Below are 16,992 nucleotides of genomic sequence, written 5' to 3' on the forward strand. Positions count from 1 at the left end.
ACACTCAGCACGCGAACTTCCTGGCCCCGGCGACGCAGGCGACAGCGCCCAGGGTCGCGGCCAGCATTGTCCCGTCCACCGCTTCGTGGAGCAGCAGCGCCGCCAGACCAAGGCCGAGGAAAGGCTGAATCAGCTGTAATTGTCCAATTGCCGCGATGCCGCCTTGGGCCAGACCCCGGTACCAGAACACGAAGCCGATCAGCATGCTGAAGAGGGAAACATAGGCGAGACCGAACCAGGCTGCTGGCCGGACCTGGCCGAAGGCGGGCGGCCAGGTCAGCAGGGTGGCGGGCAGCATGACGGGAAGGGCCAGCGCTAATGCCCAGCTGATGGTCTGCCAGCCACCCAGCCGGCGGGACAGTACTGCCCCCTCGGCATAGCCGAGGCCGCAGCCGAGGATGGCCACCAGCATCAGCAGGTCGCCTACCAATGACACCTCCAGGGTGCCCCAGGCGGCGTAGCCGACGATGCAGGCGCTGCCGAGCAGTGAGAACAGCCAGAACGCCGGTCGGGGGCGTTCGCCTCCGCAGAGAACGGCGAAGAGGGCGGTGCACAGGGGCAACAGCCCGACGAACACGACCGAGTGGGCCGACGAAACATGCCGCAACGCCAGGGCGGTCAGCAGTGGGAAACCGACCACCACGCCCAGGGCCACCACGGCCAAGGCGGGGATATCGCCGAGTGCCGGACGGGGTTGCCGCAGCGCCAGCAAAAACCCAAGCCCCAGCAGCGCGGCGATCGTCGCCCGGGCGGCGGTGAGAAAAATGGGATCGAAGTCCAGGACGGCGATGCGGGTCGCCGGCAGCGAGCCAGCGAAGATCGCCACGCCCAGGAAGCCATTGAGCCATCCGTTCGATTTTTGCGTCATGACGCGCTCCGTTTGCGTGGGTCATCAGTTCATCACCCCGGCGGCAGAGCGGCCATATACAATGCAGTACGATTTAAAGTAACTGTTATGGGTTTGTTGCCCTTACAGTCCGCTGGTGGAGACCCAGGATGAAGGAACGTCGAACCCGGATCGACGCTGTCATGGAAGCCGTTCGCACCCGGATCGCTGCCCGCGCCTATCCGCCCGGGGCGCGCCTGCCCTCGGTGCGGGCCCAGGCGAAAACCCTGGGGTTTTCGGTGTCCACCGTGGTGGAGGCCTACGAGCGCTTGGTGGCGGAGGGCGTCATCACGCCTCGCCAGGGCTCGGGGTTCTACGTTGCTGGGCCAATCGCCCCTCTGGCCCTGGCGGAAATCGGCCCCCGGCTCGACCGGCAGGTCGACCCGCTCTGGATATCGCGCCAGGCCCTGGAAGCGGAGCCCGATGGCCCCAAGCCCGGCTGCGGCTGGTTGCCACCGTCGTGGATGTACGAGGCGGGGATGCGCCGGGCATTGCGCGCGGTGGCGCGGGCGGATTCCGCGATGCTGGCCGACTACGCCACGCCCCGCGGATTGCCGGCGCTGCGCCAGGTGCTTGCCCGGCGCATGGCGGCGGCCAAGGTGGAGGCTACGCCCGAGCAGATCATGCTCACCGATTCCGGCACCCAGGCCATCGACCTGATCTGCCGTTTTCTGCTGGAGCCGGGGGATACGGTCCTGGTGGACGATCCCTGTTATTTCAACTTCCACGCCCTGCTGCGGGCCCACCGGGTGAACGCCGTGGGGGTGCCGTTCACCCCCAACGGGCCGGACGTGGCCGCGTTCGCGGCCGCCCTGCGGGACCATTCGCCCCGGCTCTACATTACCAACTCCGGCATCCACAATCCGACCGGGGCGACGTTGTCTCCCGCCACCGCCCATCGCCTCCTGTCGCTGGCCGACGACTCGGACCTGGTGATCGTCGAGGATGACATCTTTGCCGATTTCGAAACCAATCCGGCACCGCGGCTGGCGGCCTTCGACGGCCTGCGGCGGGTGATCCAGGTGGGCAGCTTTTCCAAGACCGTCTCCGCCGCCTTGCGTTGCGGCTACATCGCCGCCCGGGCCGACTGGATCGACAGCCTGATCGACCTCAAGCTCGCCACCGGCTTCGGCGGCAGCCAACTGGCGTCGTCCGTGCTGCTCGCAGCGCTGACCGACAGCGGCTACCGCAAGCACATGGAAACGGTGCGCACGCGTCTGGCCGGGGCGATGCTTCGGACCGTGGACCGGCTCGCCGCGCTGGGCATAACGCCCTGGATCGTTCCCCAGGCGGGCATGTTCCTGTGGTGCCGCTTGCCGGCGGGCATCGATGCGGCGGACCTGGCCCGGGCGTGTCTGCGTGACGGCCTGGTGCTGGCGCCGGGCAATGCCTTCAGCCAGTCGCACAGCGCCGGCGGTTTTCTGCGCTTCAACGTCGCCCAGTCCGAGGATGGCCGGGGGTACGACATCCTGGCCCGGGCGCTGGCCGGCTGCGGCAACTGAAACGGGGCGGCCGAGGCGGCTAAAAAGCAACAGGCCCGCGATTGCGAGCCTGGAGCGGTGGAGGCGGGGGACGGCTCAGTCCTGGACGAAGCGCATCGACAGGTCCAGGGCGACCACGTCCTTGGTCAGGCCGCCGATGGAGATACGGTCCACTCCGGTTTCGGCGATGCCGCGCAGGGTGTCGAAGTTGACGCCGCCGGAGGCTTCCAGGATCGCCCGGCCGGCGGTGCGGGCCACGGCCTCGCGCATCTGTTCGTTGCTGAAGTTGTCGAGCAGCACCATGTCGGCACCGGCGGCCAGGGCTTCGTCGAGCTCGGCCAGGCTTTCCACTTCCACCTGGATGAACTTGCAGCGCCCCTCGGCGCCGGCCGCCACCTGGCGGGCCGCGGCCATGGCGGCGGTGATGCCGCCGGCGGCCATGATGTGGTTTTCCTTGATCAGGATGGCGTCGTAGAGGGCGATACGGTGGTTCTCGCCGCCGCCGCAGCGCACCGCGTACTTCTGCGCCAGGCGCAGGCCGGGCAGGGTCTTGCGCGTATCGACGATGGCGGCCTTGGTGCCGGCCACCGCCGCCACGTAGCGGGCGGTCTTGGTGGCGACGCCGGAGAGCAGCTGGAGGAAGTTCAGCGCCGAGCGTTCGGCGGTGAGCAGGGCTTGGGCGTTGCCGCGGATCTCGCACAGCACCTGGTTGGGGGCCACCCGGTCGCCGTCAGCGGCGTGCCAGACGATCTGCACGTTGGGGTCCAGGGCGGTGAAGCAGCGCTCGAACCAGTCCCGGCCGGCCAGCACGGCGTCTTCCCGGGAGATCACCGTGGCGCGACCGGGGCGGCCGGCGGGCACCAGAGCGGCGGTCAGGTCGCCGGGGCCTACATCCTCGTCCAGGGCGGCGGCGACGTTGCGGTCGATGATGTGGGAAGGGGGCAGGGCCGCGGCCAGGGCGGCGGAAGGGGCGCGGGACATGGGGGATACTCGGCTGTGAGTGACGGAAAGCCGGGCATTCTACCCCCTCCGTCCCCTCCAGGGCGGTCAGCTCAGGCAGCCCGGCCGGGCCAGTTGCGCGGCCAATCCTCGCTGCGGTCCAGGTCTACCAGGCATCCAGGGTCGTCCACCTCCACCAGTCTGGTATCGGGCTGCATCAGGAGATGGCGGGCTCCCTGTTCGCCATGGAGCGCCGACAGGGATGGTTCCAGATGACGGGCAAATGCCACCGGGTGGCCGCGCTGGCCCTGATACACCGGGGCTGCAATCGATGCCCCCTGGCGCAGGGCGGTAGCTACGGCCCGGGGCGTGTCGGGGTGGATGAACGGCATGTCGGCCAGGGTGACCAGCCAGCCCTGGGGGTTGAAGGCCAGGCTGCGGCGGATGCCGGTGGCCAGGCTGTCGCCCAGGCCCGGTTCCGGCTCGGTGGCTACCGGCACCAGGGCGATGCCGTGGTGGCCGAGCAGTACCGAGGCTGGCGAGCCGGGGCGCACCACCGCTAACACCAGGTCGCAGGCGCTCTTCAAGGATTGGGCTGCTGCCAAGGCCACCGGGGTGCCCCGGTCGGCGTGGGGCAGGTTGTAGGGCAGTGGTTCGAGCAGTTTTTCACCGCCGTAGCGCCGTGCATAGCCGGCGGCGAGTAGCAGGCCGATGACTGGACGGGTTGGTTGGCGTACGGTGGTGCGCTGGGGGCGGGATGTGGGCGGAGCCATGGTGACCTCACGAGCGGATCCCGCAGCGCGGCAGGGGGGATTGGAAAGCAGTAGCGACGACGGCGATGCCGGCGCCCTCGGTGGGGGCCGGATTGGTGCCCTGGCGCATGAGGGTATCGTCCGTGCCGCAGTCAGATGCGGCCGCCCTGGCATGGCCCGCCGGGGCCGCCGCATCCATCTGCCGGGCCGTGCCCCGGCTCACCGCCACCAATTCGGCAGCGATGGCCACGGCGATTTCCGCCGGGGTGCGGCTGTTGAGCGATAGGCCGATGGGACCGTGCAGCCGAGCCAGTTCGGCTTCGCTGAAGGCGAAGTGTTCCATCAGCCGGGCGCGGCGCAGTTGCTGGTTGCGTCGCGATCCCAGGGCGCCGACGTAGAAGGCCGGCGAACGCAGGGCTTCGAGCAGGGCCAGGTCGTCGAGCTTGGGGTCGTGGGAGAGGGCGACGATGGCGCTGCGCGGGTCGGGGCGGAAGGTCGTCACCGCATCGTCGGGCATTTCGCTGCTCAGCTCCGCGGCGCTGCTTCCACCCAAGGCCTGCAGGTCGCCCCAGGCGGCACGGGCCTCGGGGCGGGGATCGCACAGGGTGACCCGGTAGCCGAGCAGGGTGGCCATGGGCAGTAGGGCGGCGCTGATTTGGTTGGCACCGATCACCAGCAGCCGGTGGCGCGGGCCGTAGGTGACGGAAAAACCGTCGGGCCATGCGGTGAAGTCGGCCTGGCCCGTGGTCGCTGGGCTACCGGCAGCATCCGCCAGTTGCGGCGCTTCGCCCAGGCGCACGCTGCGGCGCACCAGCCGGCCGGCGGCCAGCCGCTCGCGCCAGTCGGCCAAGTGCGCCTGGGGCACCGCCGGCTCCAGGGCGATGGACAGGCGGCCTCCGCAAGGCAGGCCCCAGAGCACCGCGTCGGCCTGGTCCATGCCGTAGTGGCGCAGGGCCGGCCGGACAATCTGGCCGGCGCGGATGGCCTCGGCCAGATCGTCCTCGACGCAGCCGCCGGACACCGAGCCGACCTGGACGCCGTCGCCGCGGAAGAAGGCCACCGAGCCCACCGGCCGGGGGGCGGTGCCGAAGGTGGCCACCACCGTGGCGACGGTAACGGCTTCGCCCTGGGACGCCCAGCGGACGGCGGTTTCCAGGGCGGCCTCGTCGGGATCGAGGAGGGGCGCGGGGTTCATGGGATGGTCCTCGGAAAGCCGCGTCAGGCCTTGGCCTTGATGAAGGGCTGTTCGGTGGTCCACTCCCCGGTCAGGCTGGCCAGGGCGTTGGCCACCGCCGGGGCGATCACCGGGGTGCCTGGTTCGCCGACCCCGGTGGGGGCGCCGGCGGAAGGCACGATGTGCACGTCGATGTGGGGCATCTCATCGATGCGCAGCACCCGGTAGGCGTCGAAGTTGCGCTCCCGCACGGCCCCCTTGTCCACGTGGATGGCGCCGAACAGGGCACCTGAGAGGCCGTAGCCGATGCCGCCCTCCATCTGGGCTCGGACCACGTCCGGATTGATCGCCAGACCGCACTCCACGGCGCAGGTGACCTTGTCCACGGTAAAGCTGCCGTCGCCGCGTCGGGTGACTTCGGCCACCTGGGCCACCATGGTGTTGAAGGATTCGTGCACCGCCACGCCCCGGGCGCGCTGTTCGCCGGCCTTGCCCGGGGCCAGGGGCGTACCCCAGCCGGCCTGTTTGGCGGCCAGCTCCAGGGCTGCCAGGTGGCGCGGGTGGCCGGTGAGCAGGGCGCGGCGGCCGGCCACCGGGTCGGTGCCGGCTTCCTTGAACAGGCGGTCGAGGAAGGTCTCGGTGGAATAGGCGGTGTGGGTGGCGCCGACCGAGCGCCACCACTGCACCGGCACCGGCTGGGTGGGGGAATGCAGGTCCACGGTGAGGTTGGGGATGCGGTAGGGCAGGTTGGCGGCCCCTTCCACCGAGGTGCCGTCGATGCCGTTCTTGACCAGGGCACCTTCGAAGGCGGTGCCGGCGATGATCGACTGGCCGACGATGCGGTGCTGCCAGGCGACGATCTGGCCGGCCTTGTCCAGGCCCGCCACCAGCTTGTGCACGTAGATGGGGCGGTACCAGCCGGCGCTGGTGTCGTCCTCCCGCGTCCACACCAGCTTCACCGGCAACCGTTTGCCCTGGTCGGCCAGGCCCTTGGCGATGTGGGTGGCCTCCAGTAGGTAGTCGGAGTGGGGGTTGGCGCGACGGCCGAAGCTGCCGCCAGCGAACAGCATGTGCAGGGTGACCTTTTCCGGCGGCAGGCCCACGGCCTTGCCCAGGGTGATCTGGTCCACGGTCTGGAACTGCTCGCCGTTCCAGATTTCCAGGGCGTCGCCGGTGAAGTGGGCCACCGCGTTCATCGGCTCCATGGCGGCGTGGGCCAGGTAGGGGAAGGTGTAGGTGGCTTCCACCACCTTGTCCGCATTGCCCAGGGCCTGGGCGCTGTTGCCGTCGTTGCGTGCCACCAGGCCGGGCTTCTGCGCCAGTTGGCGGTAGTCGGCGATGATCGAGTCGCTGCCGCCGGCAAAGGCGCCGGTTTCGTCCCACTGCACCTGGAGTTTTTCCCGGCCTTGGCGGGCCGACCAGAAGTCCTTGGCCACCACGGCCACGCCGGAGGGAATCGGCAGCACTGCCACCACGCCCTTCACCGCCAGGGCCGGGGCCGCGTCGTAGCGGGCCATGCGGGCACCGAAGCGGGGCGGGTGGGCGACCACGGCGGTGAGCATGCCGGGCAGCTTGAGATCCTGGGTGTAGATGGCGCTGCCGTTCACCTTGGCGGCGGAGTCGGTGCGGCCGACCCGCTTGCCGATCAGGACGAAGTCCTTGGGGTCTTTCAGCACCACCGTCTCGGGCACCGCCTCCTTGGCGGCGGCGTCGGCCAGCTCGCCGAAGCTGGCCTGGCGGCCGCTGGCGGCGTGGCGCAGTACGCCGTCCTTGACCGTGATCTCGCCGGCCGGCACGTTCCAGCGCTTTGCCGCGGCGGACACCAGCATGGCCCGGGCGGTGGCGCCGGCCTTGCGCATCTGCTCGAAGGAGTTGGCCATGGCAGTGCTGCCGCCGGTGCCCTGGGTCGGGCCCCAGAACAGGTTGTTGTAGCGTTTGGCGTCCGCCGGGGCGCCCTCGACCTTGATCTGGCTCCAGGCCGCGTCCAGTTCCTCGGCCACCAGGGTGGGCAGGCCGGTGAAGGTGCCCTGGCCCATTTCCAGGTGTTTCACCACCACCGTCACGGTGTTGTCCGGGGCGATGCGCACGAAGGCGTTGGGGGTGAGGGTGGCACCAGCAGCGGTCTTCTTGTCGGCGGCCAGGGCTGGGGGCAGGCCCATCCACACGGCCAGGGCCAGCCCGCCGCCGGCCTTGATGAAGGTGCGCCGGCCGGCGCTGGCCGGGGCGTTGGCATCGTCGGCCGCGGGGATGGGGGAGGCGTCATCCACGGCCAGGGTGATTTTGGCGTCCATGGTGCCTCCTTACGCCTTGGCGCTGGAAAGATCGCGGGCCGCTTCGTGAATCGCGGCCCGGATGCGGTGGTAGGTGGCGCAGCGGCAGACGTTGCCGGCCATGGCGGTATCGATGTCGGCATCGCTGGGCGACGGGTTGTCGGCCAGCAGGGCCACGGCGGACATGATCTGGCCGGACTGGCAGTAGCCGCACTGGACCACGTCGAGGCGGGTCCAGGCACTTTGCACGGCCTTGGCGGCCCGGGCGCGGCGGTCCTTAGTGGGCAGGGCCGAGGACGGGGCGGAGACGCCCTCGATGGTGGTGATGGCCTTGCCGGCCACGGCGGAGACCGGCAACTGGCAGGAGCGTACCGGGGCGCCGTCCAGGTGCACGGTGCAGGCGCCGCACTGGCCGATGCCGCAGCCGAACTTGGTGCCAGTGAGGTTGGCGTGGTCGCGGATGGCCCACAAGAGGGGCATATCGGCGGGCACGTCGAGGCGGACGCGCTTGCCGTTGAGGGTGAACTGGATCATGGCGGCTCCAGAACGAAAGGAGAAGGGTGGGGCCGCTGCCAGGACCAGGGCATATGGCCCGTGGACAGGCATCGGCACAAAAACCGGTGTATGACCCGCGCCCGCTGGTGGGCGTTCCGTGAATGTTTGGGCGGACCTGCTGAATTGGCGGGCCATCCAATGATGACAGCCTGCCGTCCGGGACGGAACAGGGCAATAGGCCGTTTGGGTGGGCCCCCGCCGGCTGGGGTCAGCCCCGGGCGAGGGCTTCGGCGGCGTCGCGGATCGCCGCCGCCAGGGCGGGCAGGCCAAGGCGGATGGCGGCCGGGCCGGGGGCCAGGATGTCGGCGGACTTGACCTCGGCCAGCTGGCCCCGGGCCAGGGCCGGAATGACGTCCCAGCCCGGGCGGGCCTGGACCTTCTCGGGGCGGAAGTGCTTGCCGCACCAGGAGCCGACGATCAGGTCCGGGGCGCGGCGCACCACCTCGTCCGGATCGGCGATGATCCGCTCCTTGGCCCCGGGTTTAGCCGCCAGTTCGGCGAAGATGTCCTCGCCACCGGCAATGGCGATGAATTCCGACACCCAGCGGATGCCCGAAATCATGGGCTCGTCCCATTCCTCGAAATACACCCGGGGGCGGCAGGGTAGGGCGGCGGCAGCCTGGCGCACCGCCTCGACCCGGGCCGCCAGCTCGTTGGCCAGGGCCTGGGCCCGCTCGGGGGCGCCGACCAGCCGGCCCACGGTCTCGACCATGGCCAGGATGCCGGCCACGTCGCGCTGGTTGAACAGATGTACCTCGACGCCGGCCTTGACCAGGTCGGCGCAGATGCCCGCCTGGAGGTCGGAAAAGGCCAGCACCAGGTCCGGGCGCACCTCCAGGATCTTGTCCGCCTTGGCCGAGGAAAAACCGCTGACCTTGGGTTTTTCCTTGCGCGCCCGGGGCGGATGGACAGTGAAGCCGGAAATGCCGGCGATGCGCGCTTCCTCCCCCAGGTCGTAGAGCACCTCGACGGTTTCAGTGGACAGGCAGACGATGCGTTGCGGCAGGCGGGGCATGGGGGGCAGGCGGAACGGAAAAGTCCCGCATCTTAAAGAGAAACGGGGCGTCCGGAAAACCGTGGCCGGTCTTCCGGACGCCCCGCGGGCAGGGGGCGCGGCGCCTTTAGACGGCGGCCAGGGCCTGCTCCAGGTCGGCGATCAGGTCGTCAATGTGCTCGATGCCGATGGACAGGCGCACCGTGTCCACCGTGACCCCCGCCTTGGCCAGCTCTTCGGGATTGAGCTGGCGGTGGGTGGTGGAGGCCGGGTGGCAGGCCAGGGACTTGGCGTCGCCGATGTTCACCAGACGGGTGAACAGCTTGAGGGCGTCCTGGAACTTGGTACCGCCCTCGATGCCGCCCTCGACGCCGAAGGTGAGGATGCCGGAGGGCTTGCCGCCCAGGTATTTCTGGGCCAGGGCGTGGTCGGGGTGGTTCTCCAGGCCGGCGTAGTTCACCCACTTCACCTTCTTGTGGCCTTGCAGGTACTTGGCGATGGCGAAGGTATTGTCGACGATGCGCTCCATGCGCAGGGCGGCGGTTTCGATGCCCTGGAGGATGAGGAAGGCGTTGAAGGGGCTGATAGCAGCACCCATGTTGCGCAGGGGAACCACACGGGCGCGGCCGATGAAGGCGGCGGGGCCCAGGGCTTCGGTGTAGACCACGCCGTGGTAGGAGACGTCGGGTTCGTTGAGGCGCTTGAAGCGTTCCTTGTGCTCAGCCCAGGGGAACTTGCCGCTATCGACGATGATGCCGCCGATGGAGTTGCCGTGGCCGCCCAGGTACTTGGTCAGGGAGTGCACCACGATGTCGGCGCCGAACTCGATGGGGCGCAGCAGGAAGGGGCTGGCCACGGTGTTGTCCACGATCAGCGGAATGCCGTTGCGGTGGGCGATCTCGGCCAGCTTCTCAATGTCGGTGATGTTGCCCAGGGGGTTGCCGATGGTTTCGGCGTAGATGGCCTTGGTCTTGCCGTCGATCAGCTTCTCGAAGGAGGCCGGGTCCCGGTAGTCGGCGAAGCGCACCTGAATGCCCAGCTGGGGCAGGGTGTGGGCGAACAGGTTGTAGGTGCCGCCATACAGGGTGGCGGTGGAGACGATGTTGTCACCGGCTTCGGCGATGGTCTGGATGGCGTAGGTGATGGCCGCCTGGCCGGACGCCAGAGCCAGGCCCGCAATGCCGCCTTCCAGGGCCGCGACGCGCTTTTCCAGCACGTCCTGGGTGGGGTTCATGATGCGGGTGTAGATATTGCCCGCCACCTTCAGGTCGAACAGGTCGGCACCGTGCTGGGTGCTGTCGAAGGCGTAGGAGGTGGTCTGGTAGATGGGCACCGCCGCCGCCTTGGTGGTCGGGTCGGGCGAATAGCCGGCGTGGACGGCCAGGGTTTCGAGCTTCATGGAGCTTCCTTTGGCTGAAACGGGGCGCTCTGAGCGCCCCGTGGTCGGGTTGTTATCGTGTGCTGCCGGACCCGCGAGGTCCGGAGAGTGGGGCGAGTTTAGCACCCTGGAATTTCCCGCTTATACGGAATGGGAATACCCAAAGAAGCCGCTGGGCGATCCACGCCCCTGTCGCTCAGACGAGGCTGACGTGCCGGCGCTGGGTCCAGCCCCAGGCCAGCAGTCCAAGCAGGCTGAATACGATCCCGGTGCCCACCACGCCGCTCCAGCCCGCCTGGCTGTAGGCCGTGGCGGAAAGCAGTGACCCGGCGGCGGCACCGATGAAATTGCTGGTCATGTAGCCGGCGGTGATGCGATTGCGCGCCTCGGGGCGGATCCTGTAGATGGCCCCCTGGTTGCTGATGTGGACACCCTGCACCGCCAGGTCCAGGGCCAGGATGCCGATGATGAAGGCCGTCAGGGACTGGCCGGCGAAGGCCAGGGGTAGCCAGGAGAGCAGCAGCAGGACTAGGCCGACGCTGGTGGTGGCCTCCCCTTTGCCACGGTCGGCCAGCCGGCCGACGGGGGCGGCGGCCAGGGCGCCGATGGCCCCGGCCAGGCCGAACAGGCCGATGGTGCCCTCAGAGAAGCGGAAGGGCGGGGCGGCGAGCAGGAAGGCCATGGAGGTCCACAGGACGCTGAAGGTGGCGAAGGTCAGGGCGCCGAGCACGGCCCGCACCCGCAGCACCCGCTCTTCCTTGAACAGGGTGGCGATGGACAGCAGCAGGCGCGGGTAGGGCAGCCCGGCAGTTTCATGGTGGCGGGGCAGGGCCCGGTAGAGGATGGCGGCCATGACCACCATGGCCAGGGCACCGACCCAGTACACCGTGCGCCAGCTACCGAGGGCGGCCAGGGAGCCGGCCACGGTGCGGGCGAGCAGGATTCCAAGCAAGAGGCCGCTCATCACCGTGCCCACGGTCTTGCCGCGCTTGTCCGGAGTGGCCAGGGTGGCGGCGAAGGGCACCAGCAGTTGGGCCACCACCGAGAGCAATCCTGTCAGGGCGGTGCCCAGCAGCACCACGCCGAAGTGGGGGGCGAAGGCGGTGGTGAGCAGGCCGGCGGCGCACAGCAAGGTCATGGTGACGATCAGCCCGCGGCGCTCGAACAGATCCCCCAGGGGCACGATCAGGAGCAGGCCCAGGGCGTAGCCGAGCTGGGCGGTGGTGACGATGAAGCCGGCCTGGGCGGCGCTCAAGCCCAGCTCGTCGGCCATGGTCGGCAACAGGGGCTGGGGGTAGTAGTTGCTGGCCACGGCCAGGCCGGTGGCCATGGCCATGATCAGGACCAGCAGCGACGAGAGTGGGGAGTGGCGGGTGGTGGAGGCGGACGCGTTCATCAGGGCTGTCGGGGGAAAGGGGCGGCATCGAGGCCGCCGTCGTTGGAATCTTGGCTATCGCCGGCCAGGCCGGAGGGGTGGAGTATCTGGTACCTTGTTCAATCACTCCAATGCATTGTTTTCATCGAATTGATGATGAAATAAGATTAATCAATGAACCTGCGCCAACTCACTTACGCCGTCGCCGTGGCCGAGGAAGAGAACTTCACCCGGGCCGCCGAACGCTGCCATGCCGTGCAATCCGCTCTCAGCCACCAGGTGGCCCGGCTGGAGGACGAACTGGGCACCAAGTTGTTCGAGCGCACCTCGCGCCGGGTGCGCCTCACCCCTGCCGGCCGCACCTTCCTGACCCACGCCCGCCAAGTGCTGGAAGCCACACGACGCCTCCAGGACGAGGTCGCCGCCACCAGCGGCGAGATCCGAGGCACCCTGTGTATCGGCACCATTTCGACCCTGACCGCGGTGGACCTGGTGGAATTGCTCGCTGCCTACCAGGAACGCCATCCCCAGGTGGACGTGCAGATCCACATGGGCATGAGCGACCGGTTGCTCGACGAATTGCGCGAACAGACCAGCGACGTAGCGTTCATCGGCTTGTGGCCTGGGGAAGCGGTGGCCGGGGTGGAATCACGCCAGCTTTGCGACGAGACGCTGATGGCGGTGCTGCCGCCGGACCACGCCTTGGCCAGTCGCGCCCTGCTGACCCTGGCCGAACTGGCCGCCTATCCCCTGGTGGATTTTCACGCCGGCACCGGGCCGCGCCGCCAGACCGACGAGGCCTTTGCCGCCGCCGGGGTGCGCCGCCGCGTTCAATATGAAGTGAGCCATGTCGATCTGCTCGAAGGCATCATTCGCCGCGGCCTGGCCCTGGGGCTGGTACCCGCCGCCACGGCGGTGGGCTACCGGGAGTTGGCGGTGGTGCCCGTCCAGCATGCCCCGCGGCGGCGCGTCTATTTCGCCTGGGGGCGCAACCCCACCCCGGCGGCAGCGGCCTTCCAGGCCCTGGTCCACGCCAAGCTCGACACCATCGCCCCAGTGCCTGATCCGGCCGGCGCCTGAGCATCGCCGTTGTGCGCTTTTTTAGGCTCTTCTTCTTATCGTGAGCCCAAGATCCGCGCCAGATAACGATTTCCACGACCCCTCCCTGGAGAACCGCGCCATTCCTTGCCTTCCGAGGATGCCATCTGGAAAGCCGCGTCCTTCCTTGGGTTCGAGCCAGACCCCATGAAAAAGCCCCGGCAGGGCGAACCGTGCCGGGGCTTGTACAGCGGGTGGCTTCAGGCTTACTTGGCCACCGTCAACAACCCGAGGAAGTTCCACCAGGTCAGGGCAAAGAGCAGCAGCATGGCGTAGCCCACCGCGGTGATCCACAGGCCGAACTTGGTGAACTGCTTGCTGGTGAAGGTCTCAGTACCCAGGCAGACCATGTTCTGGGGTGCATTCACCGGCAGGATGAAGCCGAAGCTGACGACGAAGCCGAGCAGCATGGTCATGCCGCCGACGTTGATGTCGCCCCCCAGGCGCTGCAGCACAGCGATCATGATCGGGATCATCGCCGAGGTCAGTGCCGTGGCGCTGGCGAAGCCCAGGTGGATGAGGATCAGGAAGGCCGACAGGGCGGCGAACACCCAGAACGGGGTGAGGGTTTCCAGGTGAAGGCTGCGCACGGCGATGTCGGCCAGCCACAGGGCGGCCTTGGTATCTAGCAGGGCGGTCCCCAGGCTGATGCCGACGCCGAAGACGATCAGGGTGCCCCAGGGCACCTTGGTCTGCACTTCCTTCCAGGTCATCACGCCGATGCCGGGCAGCAGCATGATGGCCAGGCCCACCAGGGTGGTGGAGGTGGTGTCGAAGTTGTGGAAGGACTTTTCCGTGCTCCAGAAACCGAGCAGGGTGATGGCGATGGCCAGCACGCGCCATTCCTTGCCGGTCATCGGGCCCAGTTCGGACAGGGCCTTCTTCATGGCCTCGCGGCCACCCTCGATGCGCTCGGTCTCGGGCGGGAAGAGGCGGCGGGCGATGAAGTAGAGGGCTACCGACATGGCGATGCTCCACGGTGCGCCGGCCACCAGCCAGTCCATCCAACTCGGCGAGTCGCCCAGAATCTTGCGCATGAAGCCGATGGTCAGCACGTTTTGGGCGGCGGAGGTGAGGATGCCCACGTTCCACACGCTGGTGGCCTGGGCCACCATCATCATGATCGAGGCGGCGAATACCGAGCGCTTGTCCACCCCGAAGGCGGTGATGATGCCGGCCATGATCGGCACCACGCAGGCGGTGCGCGCCGTGGCCGATGGCACGATGAACGAGAGCAGGATGGTGACGACGATGGCCCCGAGCAGAATGCGCCGGGAGCCGGTGCCGATCACCGACAGGGTGCGCAGGGCGATGCGCTTGTCGAGGCCGCTGGCGGTCATGGCCACCGAGATGAACAGGGCGGCGCCGACCAGGGCCAGGGCGGTGTTTGAAAAGCCGCCCAGGCCCATCTGCAGGCCGCCGGTGGTGCCGAGGATGACCGCCGGGTTCTTCGGGCTCGGCGCGGTGCCGAGCAGGAAGGCCATCATGGCGACGATGACCACCGACGAAACAGCGTAATCAAGGGCCTCGGTCAGCCAGACGATCACCGCGAAGGCCAGCACGGCAAGCATGCGCTGGCCGGCGATGGACAGGCCGGCGGGTTCGGGCAGGGCGAGGATGGCGGCCGCTGCAACGGCGCCGATGACAACCCCCCAGGGGATCGTTGGGGGTGCCTTGGCGGCGATTGGGGTGGGAGTGCTCATGTTTTTCTCCTTCTAGGTGTCGTACGGGCAAGCCGCGGGAGTTCGCGGAAATCCGGACAGCATCCGCCACCCCTCGGTGTGAATTCGGCCAGACGTCTTACTAATGTCATAGCCGAGTCGCCAGTGGATTGTGAAGGAAAGCATGGGCGGAGAAAATCCCCTGGGTTGAACAGGGGTATTGCCGCGGAATTAACGCCGATGCCGGGCAGGCGCACCGCCATGCTTTGCTGTCACCACCGTGAATGCTGTCGTTGGATGGTGACAAAAGTATAGATGGTGAATTATTAATTCGCCTGAAAGTGGCGTGGATACTTGCGCTGGATCAATGACGGAATGTGATTTGCACATTCCGTAAGCAAACTTGTCGATGTGGCTAGCCGCGCTGGCTGCCGGTGCCCGGGGACGCGCTCAGTCTTCGCTGGCGGCCCGCCAGCGTCGTCCGGGCAGGAGGAAGCGGGCCGGGTCGAGGGCGCCGGCCAGGTCGATTTCCAGGGGCAAAGGGTCGCCGGCCATCTGCGACGCCAGCAGTTCGCCGGCGTGGGCCGACCACACCAGCCCCCGGGCGCCGAAACCGTTGGCCAGCCACAAGCCGGGCTGACGCGGGATGGCGGCCAGATCCTGGGCCGGTTCGGCAGCGACGGCGGGCAGGGCGCCAACCATGGGCAGCCGGTCCGGCGATACCGGGCGGAAACCCACCCGGCCTTCCAGGGTGTCCGGGTCCAGGGGCGGTACAGCCTGGGCCGTCAGGCCGGGCAGGATGAAGTCGAGCTTTTGCAGGTTTTCCCGATGCTCGTTGGGACGCATCGCCGGGTCCGTGTCCCCGGCGATGAAGCTGGCGCCGCACACCCGGTAACCATCCACCACCGGCGTGACGTAGCCGAGGCGGCACACCACCACCTGGGGTGCGGGCAGGGCGGCGGCAGGGATCACCGTGGTCTGGCCCCGGGCCGGGCGCAGGGGCAGCCAGGGCGCCGGGTAAAGGGCCTTGGCCGCCGCCGCGTTGGCCAGCACCAGGTGGGGAGCGCGGCCGAGCAGAGTACCGTCCTCGGCGTGGGCCGCCCATTCGCCATCGATGTGGGCGATGGACGCCACGGCCTGGCCGAAGCGGGTGCGGATGCGTTCGGGAAAGCGGGCCAGGTTGGCGCGGCACAGCGACGGGGGCACGCCCCAGCCGCCGCCGGGGAAAAACCAGCCGCCGGCAGAGGTGGGCCAACCGGCGATGGCCGAGGCTTCGTCCTGGTCGACGTAGCGCAGGTAGCCGGCGGGGGGCTGGTGCTGCTCCACCACCTTGCGCTGGGTGGCCTCATGGACCGGGTCCCGGCCCAGGTGGAGTACGCCGCTGGCGCCCCACTGCACCGGCAGGCCGGCGGCCGTGAGGGTTTGCAGATGGCGCCGGGTGTAGAGGAAGGCGGCCCGGGTGAGGCGGGCGAGACGGTTGTCATCCACCGCCGGCAGGGGGCGCAGCACCCCGACCCGGTTGCCCGAGGCCCCGGCGCCCGGGCCGACGCTGTCGATCATTTCTACCTGCCAGCCCCGGGCGGCCAGACGCTCGGCCACCGAGGTGCCGGCAAACCCGGCGCCGATGACCAGGGCGCGCCGGTCGTCGGCGGGCGTGTGGCTTGCCTCGGCCGGCGCCGGATCGTTGCTCCGGGCAGCCCGTTCCCCGGTCAGCCGTTCACGCTTGGTGCCAAAGCCCGGCACCTTCTCGACGCGGAAGCCGGCCCGGGCCAGCCCCTCGCGCACGGCGCCGGCCACCGACCAGGTGGCGATGCGCGCCCCGGGGGCAGCGAGGCGGGCCAGGGGGTAGAACACCTGGGGCGACCACAGCTCCGGGTTTTTGGCCGGGGAAAAACCGTCCAGGTAGATGGCGTCGGCCTGGGCCGAAAGCTGGGGCAGGGTGGTCAGGGCGTCGCCGAACAGCAGGGTCAGGGTGACCCGCTCCCCATCGTCGTCAGAGCCCAAGTGCAGGCGGTGAAAGCCGGGCAGCAGTTCGGGCCAGGCCTGGCGCAGCTCGTCGGCCAGGGGGGCGAGTTCCGGGTAGGCCCGGTGCAGCACCGCCAGGTCGTCCGCCGAGAAGGGGTGCTTCTCGGTGGAGATGAAGTACAGCTCCCGGGAACGGGCTGGGTCGGCGCGCCAGGCGGCCCAGGTGGCGAGAAAGTTGAGCCCCAGGCCGAAGCCGGTTTCCAGGATGGTGAAGCGCTGCCGTCCCTGCCACCGTTCCGGCAGGCCGCAGCCGGCCATGAACACCTGGCGGGCCTGTTCCAGCCCGCCGGCGGCGGTGTGGTAGACGTCGCCGTAATCCGTGGAGCGGGGCGTGCCGTCGGGGGCGAAGTCGAGGCGGGCCGGCTGGATCGGGGTGAAGGGATGGGCGGCGGACATGGCGGCGG

Annotated in this window: 13 protein-coding genes; 2 read left to right on the forward strand and 11 right to left on the reverse strand. The window is 69.0% G+C overall.

Annotated elements, in window-relative coordinates; all coding sequences use genetic code 11:
• Window positions 1-4 precede the first annotated feature (4 nt).
• Window positions 5-868, reverse strand: a complete 864-nt coding sequence (locus OTERR_RS07615) for a DMT family transporter (RefSeq protein WP_149425346.1) — start codon at window positions 866-868, stop codon at window positions 5-7.
• A 161-nt stretch (window positions 869-1,029) separates the two neighbouring features.
• On the opposite strand from OTERR_RS07615, the gene OTERR_RS07620 reads away from it, so the two are divergent.
• On the forward strand, window positions 1,030-2,388 hold the full coding sequence (locus tag OTERR_RS07620) for an aminotransferase-like domain-containing protein (protein WP_246154398.1): 1,359 nt from the start codon (window positions 1,030-1,032) through the stop codon (window positions 2,386-2,388).
• A 75-nt stretch (window positions 2,389-2,463) separates the two neighbouring features.
• Here the strand turns inward: OTERR_RS07620 and nadC are convergent, their stop codons facing one another.
• The 8 genes from nadC to OTERR_RS07660 form a co-directional block, all read right to left on the reverse strand.
• Complete coding sequence (gene nadC, locus OTERR_RS07625) at window positions 2,464-3,348, reverse strand: carboxylating nicotinate-nucleotide diphosphorylase (RefSeq protein WP_149425348.1); 885 nt, start codon at window positions 3,346-3,348, stop codon at window positions 2,464-2,466.
• Window positions 3,349-3,419: 71 nt separating this feature from the next.
• Complete coding sequence (locus tag OTERR_RS07630) at window positions 3,420-4,079, reverse strand: nucleotidyltransferase family protein (protein ID WP_149425349.1); 660 nt, start codon at window positions 4,077-4,079, stop codon at window positions 3,420-3,422.
• Window positions 4,080-4,086: 7 nt separating this feature from the next.
• Window positions 4,087-5,253 carry an XdhC family protein gene (locus OTERR_RS07635; RefSeq protein ID WP_149425350.1) on the reverse strand — a complete coding sequence of 389 codons (1,167 nt, stop codon included), beginning with the start codon at window positions 5,251-5,253 and terminating at the stop codon, window positions 4,087-4,089.
• A 23-nt stretch (window positions 5,254-5,276) separates the two neighbouring features.
• A complete protein-coding gene (locus OTERR_RS07640) occupies window positions 5,277-7,523 on the reverse strand; it encodes a xanthine dehydrogenase family protein molybdopterin-binding subunit (RefSeq protein WP_149425351.1) in 2,247 nt (748 codons plus the stop codon).
• Between the two features lie 9 nt (window positions 7,524-7,532).
• Window positions 7,533-8,036, reverse strand: a complete 504-nt coding sequence (locus tag OTERR_RS07645; protein WP_149425352.1) for a (2Fe-2S)-binding protein — start codon at window positions 8,034-8,036, stop codon at window positions 7,533-7,535.
• A 229-nt stretch (window positions 8,037-8,265) separates the two neighbouring features.
• On the reverse strand, window positions 8,266-9,072 hold the full coding sequence (locus tag OTERR_RS07650; RefSeq protein ID WP_149425353.1) for an ABC transporter substrate-binding protein: 807 nt from the start codon (window positions 9,070-9,072) through the stop codon (window positions 8,266-8,268).
• Window positions 9,073-9,178: 106 nt separating this feature from the next.
• Window positions 9,179-10,450: an O-acetylhomoserine aminocarboxypropyltransferase/cysteine synthase family protein gene (locus OTERR_RS07655; protein WP_149425354.1), complete on the reverse strand. Its 1,272-nt coding sequence runs from the start codon at window positions 10,448-10,450 to the stop codon at window positions 9,179-9,181.
• 175 nt (window positions 10,451-10,625) lie between these two features.
• Entirely contained in the window at window positions 10,626-11,825 is a 1,200-nt protein-coding gene (locus tag OTERR_RS07660) for an MFS transporter (protein ID WP_149425355.1), read from the reverse strand.
• Between the two features lie 153 nt (window positions 11,826-11,978).
• On the opposite strand from OTERR_RS07660, the gene OTERR_RS07665 reads away from it, so the two are divergent.
• The gene (locus OTERR_RS07665; RefSeq protein WP_149425356.1) at window positions 11,979-12,884 is read left to right on the forward strand and encodes a LysR family transcriptional regulator; all 906 of its coding nucleotides are present in this window, start codon (window positions 11,979-11,981) and stop codon (window positions 12,882-12,884) included.
• Window positions 12,885-13,108: 224 nt separating this feature from the next.
• On the opposite strand, the gene OTERR_RS07670 is transcribed toward OTERR_RS07665, so the two are convergent.
• Both OTERR_RS07670 and mnmC read right to left on the reverse strand, forming a co-directional pair.
• Window positions 13,109-14,605 (reverse strand): DASS family sodium-coupled anion symporter, encoded by a 1,497-nt coding sequence (locus tag OTERR_RS07670; protein WP_054620986.1) that lies wholly within the window; start codon window positions 14,603-14,605, stop codon window positions 13,109-13,111.
• Window positions 14,606-15,013: 408 nt separating this feature from the next.
• Window positions 15,014-16,984, reverse strand: a complete 1,971-nt coding sequence (mnmC, locus tag OTERR_RS07675; RefSeq protein ID WP_149425357.1) for a bifunctional tRNA (5-methylaminomethyl-2-thiouridine)(34)-methyltransferase MnmC2/FAD-dependent 5-carboxymethylaminomethyl-2-thiouridine(34) oxidoreductase MnmC1 — start codon at window positions 16,982-16,984, stop codon at window positions 15,014-15,016.
• Between the last annotated feature and the right edge of the window lie 8 nt (window positions 16,985-16,992).

It is taken from the genome of Oryzomicrobium terrae, from assembly GCF_008274805.1.
Taxonomy (GTDB): domain Bacteria; phylum Pseudomonadota; class Gammaproteobacteria; order Burkholderiales; family Rhodocyclaceae; genus Oryzomicrobium; species Oryzomicrobium terrae.

Excerpts from the sequence above, each read along its gene's own strand:
- OTERR_RS07615 (WP_149425346.1), bottom strand. The coding sequence starts at position 868 with ATGACGCAAAAATCGAACGGATGGCTCAATGGCTTCCTGGGCGTGGCG.
- OTERR_RS07620 (WP_246154398.1), top strand. The coding sequence starts at position 1,030 with ATGGAAGCCGTTCGCACCCGGATCGCTGCCCGCGCCTATCCGCCCGGG.
- nadC (WP_149425348.1), bottom strand. The coding sequence starts at position 3,348 with ATGTCCCGCGCCCCTTCCGCCGCCCTGGCCGCGGCCCTGCCCCCTTCC.
- OTERR_RS07630 (WP_149425349.1), bottom strand. The coding sequence starts at position 4,079 with ATGGCTCCGCCCACATCCCGCCCCCAGCGCACCACCGTACGCCAACCA.
- OTERR_RS07635 (WP_149425350.1), bottom strand. The coding sequence starts at position 5,253 with ATGAACCCCGCGCCCCTCCTCGATCCCGACGAGGCCGCCCTGGAAACC.
- OTERR_RS07640 (WP_149425351.1), bottom strand. The coding sequence starts at position 7,523 with ATGGACGCCAAAATCACCCTGGCCGTGGATGACGCCTCCCCCATCCCC.
- OTERR_RS07645 (WP_149425352.1), bottom strand. The coding sequence starts at position 8,036 with ATGATCCAGTTCACCCTCAACGGCAAGCGCGTCCGCCTCGACGTGCCC.
- OTERR_RS07650 (WP_149425353.1), bottom strand. The coding sequence starts at position 9,072 with ATGCCCCGCCTGCCGCAACGCATCGTCTGCCTGTCCACTGAAACCGTC.
- OTERR_RS07655 (WP_149425354.1), bottom strand. The coding sequence starts at position 10,450 with ATGAAGCTCGAAACCCTGGCCGTCCACGCCGGCTATTCGCCCGACCCG.
- OTERR_RS07660 (WP_149425355.1), bottom strand. The coding sequence starts at position 11,825 with ATGAACGCGTCCGCCTCCACCACCCGCCACTCCCCACTCTCGTCGCTG.
- OTERR_RS07665 (WP_149425356.1), top strand. The coding sequence starts at position 11,979 with ATGAACCTGCGCCAACTCACTTACGCCGTCGCCGTGGCCGAGGAAGAG.
- OTERR_RS07670 (WP_054620986.1), bottom strand. The coding sequence starts at position 14,605 with ATGAGCACTCCCACCCCAATCGCCGCCAAGGCACCCCCAACGATCCCC.
- mnmC (WP_149425357.1), bottom strand. The coding sequence starts at position 16,984 with ATGTCCGCCGCCCATCCCTTCACCCCGATCCAGCCGGCCCGCCTCGAC.